Consider the following 4,951-nt stretch of genomic DNA (forward strand, 5'->3'; position numbering starts at 1 on the left):
GGGCGCGCGCGGCCGGGTGGTCGCCCCCCGCCGTCCAGAAGCGCGGTGGCCGCATCAGGTTCGCATGAGCGGGCGCGCGAGGTCGCCGCGGTCGAGCCGCTGAAGCTTCATCTGCGCCACGAACGGCTCGAGCACTGCCAGCGTACGGCCGACCGCACCCTCGAACGGCTCCAACGCCCGGGGGCCGGCCTGCACCATGCCGGCGAGACGCGCCGGATCCCCCAAGAGTTCGCCGACCAAGACGGCCAGTTCGACCCCGTCCCGCACCGGCAGGGCGGCGCCGGCCCGGTCGAGGGCGCGATAGACCACATCGAAATTGGCGGTGTGGGCCCCGTGCAGGATCGCCGTATCGAGGCGGACCGGCTCGATCGGGTTCTGGCCGCCATGCGGAACCAGGGAGCCGCCGAGGAACACCAGCGGGGCGAGCCGGTAGAACAAGCCCATCTCACCGATCGTGTCGGCGACGTAGACTTCGACGGACGGATGCGGACGCCCGCCGCTCGAGCGCCGAGCGCTGCGCAGGCCGTAGGCGGCCGCGGCTTCGGCCGCCTCCGTGCCGCGGCTCGGATGCCGGGGCGCGAGAATCGTCAGAAGCCTCGGAAACTGCGCCTTCAGCACGGCGTGGGCGTAGGCGACGATGCTGTCCTCGCCCTCATGGGTGCTCGCCGCGACCCAGACCGGCCGGTCGGCGACCATGCCGTCGAGATAAGCCAGTTGCTGGCGATCGACCGGCGGCACCTGGGAGTCGAATTTCAGGTTGCCGGCGACGCTGACCCGGGGCGCGCCGAGCTTGGCGTAGCGCGCGCCGTCCTCCTGGGTCTGCGTCAGGCAGATCGCGATCCGGGAGAGCAGAGCCTTGGCGGTGCGCGGGCAGCGCTCCCACCCCTTGAACGAGCGCTCGGACATCCGGCCGTTGACCAGGATGAGCGGGATCTCGCGGGCGTCCAGTTCCAAGATCGTGTTCGGCCAGATCTCGGATTCGGCCACGATGGCGAGGTTGGGCTGCCAATGGTCCAGGAACCGCGCGACCCAGCGCGGCGCGTCGAGCGGCACGTATTGGTGCACGGCGCCCGACGGCAGGCGGGCCCCGATCAGCTCGGCGGCCGAGCGCGTGCCCGTGGTCACCAGCACCGAGAAGCCGCGGGCGATCATGCCCTCGATAAGCCCGATCAGCGACAGGACTTCGCCGACGCTGGCGCCGTGCATCCAGGCGAGCGGTCCGACCGGGCGGGCGCGACCGGGCAGGCCGCGCCGCTCGGGTAGCCGCAGCGGATCCTCCTTGCCGTGATGCGCGCGCCAGGCGAGGAGCCCGGCCAGCGCGGGCTCACCCACGCGCAGGCCCGACCGGTAGGCCAGCAGCGGCAGGGTCACGGACGGCAGCTTCACGCGGGGTCTCCCACCGGAACGGCCGCCGCGGCCGGGGACCCATTGCGATAAAGCGCCGCCCGGTCGGCACGCCCGACCAGCGCGTAGGCGCGGGCATGCACGCGGTCCATCTCGGCTTCGAGGTGACGTCGGAGCGACTCGAACTCGTCGCCGGCGCAGTCGCGTGCGACGTAGATCGGCTCGCCGAGCACCACCGCACCCCGGCCGAACGGCAGCCCGAGACAGGCCCTGTCCCAGGATCCGAAGCGCAGGTGCCGGCTCGTGACCACGGCAGCCGGGACGATCGGTCGGCCCGAGAACCGCGCGAGGGTCAGGATCCCGGCATCGCAACGACGCGACACTTTCGGTACGTCGGCGCTGAAGGCAACCGACTCGCCGGCCTTCAGGGCCCGCAGCATCGCCCGCAACCCTTCCGCACCACCCTTGGCGCGCAGGTCGGTCGCCCGGTCCCGGCCGCGGGCGCCGGACGCCCGGATCACGCGTACGCCGAGATGCTCCAGCGCGATGGTGTTGATGTTGCCGTCCGGATTCTTTGAGATGATCGTCGCGACCCGATCGCTCGACCGGCGCATGAACGGCATCATGATGTGCTGCCCGTGCCACATGCCGGCGATGAGCGGCACATGCGCGTCGATCCACCCGTCGGCGCTCCCGGGGGCAGCCGCGCTGGCCTGCACCTCGAAGCGATTCGTCGCCTGTACGAGCCGCAGATATCCGGCCGCCAGGCGTCCGAGGGCGCGCTGGACGACGGGATGGCGAAGGATGCGCTTGCCGAGACTCATGAAACGCTTTTGGCGGCCGGAGCGCCGCAGCCCGATCGGAGCGGGCGCGGATTCGTCCCGCCATGGTCTAGTCCCCGCGCCTCGGCGAACGCAACTCGGTCGGCCCTCGGACAGACGCGATCGCACGCCCGACACCGGAGCGGACCAGGCGAAAGCGCGCCCATCGCAGCGAAAATCCGTCCGCGCCTTGTTTGTATCGGTTCTAAATTATAGATTAGAACCGATACAAACAGGAGGGTATCCGATGGCTGCTGCCTTCGAAACCGTGATCGACGACGCCGAAGCCCGGCGGAATTTCGCCCTGCGCTACGTCCAGCCCGGGCTTGCCGGCCTGATCGACGGGTCGGTCTCGACCCTAGCGCCGATCTTCGCGGCAGCCTTTGCCACCGGCCATAACGGCGCGACCTTCTTGGTCGGGCTGGCGGCCTCCGTGGGGGCTGGCATCAGCATGGGCTTCACGGAGGCGTTGTCGGACGACGGCAGCGTCACCGGACGGGGCGACCCGTGGATGCGCGGCCTGGTCTGCGGGGCCATGACGACGCTGGGCGGCCTCGGGCACACGCTGCCCTACGCGATCCCGGACAAGCTGCCGCCCGGCTGGCCGAACCCGTTCCTGCTCGCCACGAGCCTCGCAATCCTGGTGGTGATCGTCGAGCTGGTCGCCATCGCGGCGATCCGCACCCGCTTCATGGCGACGCCGTTCTGGCGTGCGGCGCTGCAGGTGATGCTCGGCGGCGCTCTGGTACTCGCCGCCGGGATGCTGATCGGCAGCGCTTGACGCGAGGGCCCGCGACCGCGATGCCGGGCGCGTTCCATGCCCTCCTGCAGCGTTGATCGTCGGCCTTGATCTTCCGCCTGGCCCATCTCAGTGACCCGCATGTCGGCCCGCTCGGCCGCGTGCGCCTGCACCAGCTCATCGGCAAGCGCGCCACCGGCTACGCCAACTGGCGGCGCGGTCGCTCGCGCAGCCACGACATGACCGTGCTCGAAACCCTGGTGGCGGACCTGAAGCAGCAGGGGGCTGCGCATGTCGCCTGCACCGGCGACCTGTGCAACATCGGCCTGCCGAGCGAGTGGGAGACCGCGCGCACCTTCCTGGAGGCACTGGGTCCGCCCGAGACGGTGAGCTTCGTGCCGGGGAATCACGACGCCTACGTGCGCGGCTCCCTGGAGGGGCTGCTGGCGGCCTGCCGCGGCTACACCGGGGACGATTCGGGTTCGTCGGGACGCTTTCCCTACCTGCGGCGGCGCGGCCCGGTGGCCCTGATCGGCCTCTCGAGCGCGATCCCCACAAAGCCGTTCGTGGCCACCGGCCGCCTCGGACCGTCACAGCTCGCCGCAGCCGAAGCGTTGTTGCGCGCGCTCGCGACCGAACCGGGCAAGCCGTTCCGGGTGGTGATGATCCACCATCCGCCTCAGCCGGGGGGCGCCTCGTCGGGGCGGGAGCTGAAGGACGCCGCCGCTTTCACTGCGATGATCGCGCGGGCAGGGGCCGACCTGATCCTGCACGGCCACAACCACACCACCACCAGCGCCCTCGTCCCGGGGCCGGACGGACGTTCCGTACCGGTGATCGGCGCGCCATCGGCCTCCGCGCGCCCGGATGGACATGGCGGGCTCGCGGCGCGGCGGGCTTCCTATCTGATGTACGAGATCGCCCGCTCGGGCGAAGGTTTCGCGGTCAGCGCGCGGCGCCGCGGCCTGGACTCGGCCGGCACGGTCAGCGACCTCGGACCGATCAGCTTGACCTGAGCGCCCGGGGCGTCGTCGAAACCGAGACCAGCCTGTCCGTCCGGCGGCCGGCCTCGGTCCAGGGCATCAATGGCTCGCAGCAGCGAGCTCGGACCGTTGCTGTTGGCTGATGCTGGCTTCGTAACGCTCCGCTTGCAGGCGGGTCAGCCCGCTGATCAACGCGAGAGTCCCGCGATAGACCGTATAGGTGCCGTCGTGAGTCGGCTTGACGCGAATCATCTCTGCCATGGAAGCCTGCCTTGCTCTGGAGGTTGTCTGTCTTCGTCGGAGGAGATCGATCCTTCCCGCAGATTTGGCCGGTTGAACGGGCGAACGGTGGCGAGGTTATCAATCAGTCTATGCTTGGCAAGGGTCGGCTACCGCAAAATGCTTAGGTTCCTCTGCTGCGATGCGGCAAGCCGTTGCCGATGCTCGCAATCGGCCAATGCTTAAAAAAACGGCCGCGCGCTTGCATAAAGAATAAGACCGTGACGCGCCTCGCGGCGGCGCGTGTCAAAAGCGAATCTCGCCCTGCGGGGCTCGGCGAAGGGACATCTCATGCAGCTCTGGCGTCTGACCGCGACCGACCTCTCGGCCCTGATTCGCACCGGCCAGGTCTCGGCCCGGGAGGTCGCACAGGCCGCCCTGGATCGGCTCGACGCAGTCAACGGGCGAATCAACGCCGTGGTCGAGCATCGCCCGGACGAGGTGCTGTCGCAGGCCGACGCCGTCGACGCCGCCCGCGTCCGGGGCGATACGCTCGGGCCGCTCGCGGGCGTGCCGGTGACGATCAAGGTCAACGTGGACCAGCGGGGCTTCGCGACCACGAACGGCCTGCGCCTCCAGCGCGATCTCATGGCCACCGACGACAACCCCGTCGTGGCGAACTTCCGGCGCGCCGGAGCGGTGCTGCTCGGACGCACAAACACGCCCGCCTTCTCGCTGCGCTGGTTCACCACCAACCAGTTGCACGGCGAGACCAAGAATCCGCGCGATCCTGCCCTGACGCCGGGGGGCTCGTCCGGCGGGGCCGGCGCCGCGGTGGCGGCCGG

5 protein-coding genes and 1 pseudogene are annotated in these 4,951 nt (G+C 70.3%); 3 read left to right on the forward strand and 3 right to left on the reverse strand.

Going from position 1 to position 4,951, the window contains the following annotated elements; translation table 11 throughout:
- Positions 1-54: 54 nt before the first annotated feature.
- Both FV228_RS20145 and FV228_RS20150 read right to left on the reverse strand, forming a co-directional pair.
- Positions 55-1,386: a 3-deoxy-D-manno-octulosonic acid transferase gene (locus tag FV228_RS20145; RefSeq protein ID WP_147856244.1), complete on the reverse strand. Its 1,332-nt coding sequence runs from the start codon at positions 1,384-1,386 to the stop codon at positions 55-57.
- Complete coding sequence (locus tag FV228_RS20150; protein WP_147856245.1) at positions 1,383-2,168, reverse strand: lysophospholipid acyltransferase family protein; 786 nt, start codon at positions 2,166-2,168, stop codon at positions 1,383-1,385. The genes FV228_RS20145 and FV228_RS20150 overlap by 4 nt, the downstream gene beginning before the upstream one ends.
- Before the next feature lie 286 nt (positions 2,169-2,454).
- On the opposite strand from FV228_RS20150, the pseudogene FV228_RS20155 reads away from it, so the two are divergent.
- Both FV228_RS20155 and FV228_RS20160 read left to right on the forward strand, forming a co-directional pair.
- Positions 2,455-2,946 (forward strand): annotated as a pseudogene (locus FV228_RS20155) (VIT1/CCC1 transporter family protein); the annotation flags it as partial.
- Between the two features lie 68 nt (positions 2,947-3,014).
- On the forward strand, positions 3,015-3,920 hold the full coding sequence (locus FV228_RS20160) for a metallophosphoesterase (RefSeq protein ID WP_147856247.1): 906 nt from the start codon (positions 3,015-3,017) through the stop codon (positions 3,918-3,920).
- A 66-nt stretch (positions 3,921-3,986) separates the two neighbouring features.
- Here FV228_RS20160 and FV228_RS33240 read toward each other — a convergent pair whose 3' ends face one another.
- Positions 3,987-4,148, reverse strand: a complete 162-nt coding sequence (locus FV228_RS33240) for a hypothetical protein (protein WP_187277829.1) — start codon at positions 4,146-4,148, stop codon at positions 3,987-3,989.
- A gap of 309 nt (positions 4,149-4,457) precedes the next feature.
- On the opposite strand from FV228_RS33240, the gene FV228_RS20165 reads away from it, so the two are divergent.
- The coding region (locus tag FV228_RS20165) for an amidase family protein (protein WP_246693963.1) at positions 4,458-4,951 on the forward strand (494 nt) is incomplete at its 3' end.

Origin of the sequence: Methylobacterium sp. WL18 (genome assembly GCF_008040015.1) — a bacterium.
GTDB lineage: Bacteria > Pseudomonadota > Alphaproteobacteria > Rhizobiales > Beijerinckiaceae > Methylobacterium > Methylobacterium mesophilicum.